Annotated in this window: 1 rRNA gene; it reads right to left on the bottom strand. The window is 52.6% G+C overall.

From position 1 onward, the window contains the following. Positions 1 to 22 precede the first annotated feature (22 nt). A 23S ribosomal RNA gene (locus JSN25_RS07350) occupies positions 23 to 2,927 on the bottom strand. Positions 2,928 to 2,947: the final 20 nt, after the last annotated feature.

The raw sequence follows: 2,947 nt of genomic DNA, 5'->3' as shown, positions 1-2,947 counted from the left end.
GCCAAAACATCTTCGGCGTTGTAAGGTTAAGCCTCACGGTTCATTAGTATCGGTTAGCTCAACGTATCGCTACACTTACACACCCGACCTATCAACGTCGTCGTCTTCAACGTTCCTTCAGGAGACTCAAAGTCTCAGGGAGAACTCATCTCGGGGCAAGTTTCGTGCTTAGATGCTTTCAGCACTTATCTCTTCCGCATTTAGCTACCGGGCAGTGCCATTGGCATGACAACCCGAACACCAGTGATGCGTCCACTCCGGTCCTCTCGTACTAGGAGCAGCCCCCCTCAATTCTCCAGCGCCCACGGCAGATAGGGACCGAACTGTCTCACGACGTTCTAAACCCAGCTCGCGTACCACTTTAAATGGCGAACAGCCATACCCTTGGGACCTACTTCAGCCCCAGGATGTGATGAGCCGACATCGAGGTGCCAAACACCGCCGTCGATATGAACTCTTGGGCGGTATCAGCCTGTTATCCCCGGAGTACCTTTTATCCGTTGAGCGATGGCCCTTCCATTCAGAACCACCGGATCACTAAGACCTGCTTTCGCACCTGCTCGAGCCGTCACTCTCGCAGTCAAGCTAGCTTATGCCTTTGCACTAACCTCCTGATGTCCGACCAGGATTAGCTAACCTTCGTGCTCCTCCGTTACTCTTTGGGAGGAGACCGCCCCAGTCAAACTACCCACCAGACACTGTCCGCAACCCGGATTACGGGCCCACGTTAGAACACCAGCCATTAAAGGGTGGTATTTCAAGGATGGCTCCATGCAGACTGGCGTCCACACTTCAAAGCCTCCCACCTATCCTACACATCAAGGACCAGTGTTCAGTGTCAAGCTATAGTAAAGGTTCACGGGGTCTTTCCGTCTTGCCGCGGGTACACTGCATCTTCACAGCGAGTTCAATTTCACTGAGTCTCGGGTGGAGACAGCCTGGCCATCATTACGCCATTCGTGCAGGTCGGAACTTACCCGACAAGGAATTTCGCTACCTTAGGACCGTTATAGTTACGGCCGCCGTTTACCGGGGCTTCGATCAAGAGCTTCTCCTTACGGATAACCCCATCAATTAACCTTCCGGCACCGGGCAGGCGTCACACCGTATACGTCCACTTTCGTGTTTGCACAGTGCTGTGTTTTTAATAAACAGTTGCAGCCAGCTGGTATCTTCGACTGATTTCAGCTCCATGAGTAAATCACTTCACCTACCTATCAGCGTGCCTTCTCCCGAAGTTACGGCACCATTTTGCCTAGTTCCTTCACCCGAGTTCTCTCAAGCGCCTTGGTATTCTCTACCTGACCACCTGTGTCGGTTTGGGGTACGATTTNNNGTTACCTGATGCTTAGAGGCTTTTCCTGGAAGCAGGGCATTTGTCACTTCAGCACCGTAGTGCCTCGTCATCACACCTCAGCGTTAAAAGGTACCGGATTTACCTGGAACCTCCGCCTACACGCTTAAACCGGGACAACCGTCGCCCGGCCAACATAGCCTTCTCCGTCCCCCCTTCGCAGTAACACCAAGTACAGGAATATTAACCTGTTTCCCATCGACTACGCCTTTCGGCCTCGCCTTAGGGGTCGACTCACCCTGCCCCGATTAACGTTGGACAGGAACCCTTGGTCTTCCGGCGTGCGGGTTTTTCACCCGCATTATCGTTACTTATGTCAGCATTCGCACTTCTGATACCTCCAGCAACCCTCACAGGCCACCTTCAACGGCTTACAGAACGCTCCCCTACCCAACAACACATAGTGTCGCTGCCGCAGCTTCGGTGCATGGTTTAGCCCCGTTACATCTTCCGCGCAGGCCGACTCGACCAGTGAGCTATTACGCTTTCTTTAAATGATGGCTGCTTCTAAGCCAACATCCTGGCTGTCTGTGCCTTCCCACATCGTTTCCCACTTAACCATGACTTTGGGACCTTAGCTGGCGGTCTGGGTTGTTTCCCTCTTCACGACGGACGTTAGCACCCGCCGTGTGTCTCCCGTGATAACATTCTTCGGTATTCGCAGTTTGCATCGGGTTGGTAAGTCGGGATGACCCCCTAGCCGAAACAGTGCTCTACCCCCGAAGATGAATTCACGAGGCGCTACCTAAATAGCTTTCGGGGAGAACCAGCTATCTCCCGGTTTGATTGGCCTTTCACCCCCAGCCACAAGTCATCCGCTAATTTTTCAACATTAGTCGGTTCGGTCCTCCAGTTAGTGTTACCCAACCTTCAACCTGCCCATGGCTAGATCACCGGGTTTCGGGTCTATACCCTGCAACTTAACGCCCAGTTAAGACTCGGTTTCCCTTCGGCTCCCCTATACGGTTAACCTTGCTACAGAATATAAGTCGCTGACCCATTATACAAAAGGTACGCAGTCACACCCGAAGGTGCTCCCACTGCTTGTACGTACACGGTTTCAGGTTCTTTTTCACTCCCCTCGCCGGGGTTCTTTTCGCCTTTCCCTCACGGTACTGGTTCACTATCGGTCAGTCAGGAGTATTTAGCCTTGGAGGATGGTCCCCCCATATTCAGACAGGATACCACGTGTCCCGCCCTACTCTTCGAGTTCACAACCTGTGCATTTTTGTGTACGGGACTATCACCCTGTACCGTCGGACTTTCCAGACCGTTCCACTAACACACATGCTGATTCAGACTCTGGGCTGCTCCCCGTTCGCTCGCCGCTACTGGGGGAATCTCGGTTGATTTCTTTTCCTCGGGGTACTTAGATGTTTCAGTTCCCCCGGTTCGCTTCGTTAACCTATGTATTCAGTTAACGATAGTGTGACGAATCACACTGGGTTTCCCCATTCGGAAATCGCCGGTTATAACGGTTCATATCACCTTACCGGCGCTTATCGCAGATTAGCACGTCCTTCATCGCCTCTGACTGCCAGGGCATCCACCGTGTACGCTTAGTCGCTTAACCTCACAACCCGAAGATGTTTC

It is taken from the genome of Citrobacter cronae (genome assembly GCF_016893685.1).
Taxonomy (GTDB): Bacteria; Pseudomonadota; Gammaproteobacteria; order Enterobacterales; family Enterobacteriaceae; genus Citrobacter; species Citrobacter werkmanii.
Note: the sequence above shows the minus strand (reverse complement) of the source record. Positions and strands in the feature narration are given on the sequence as shown.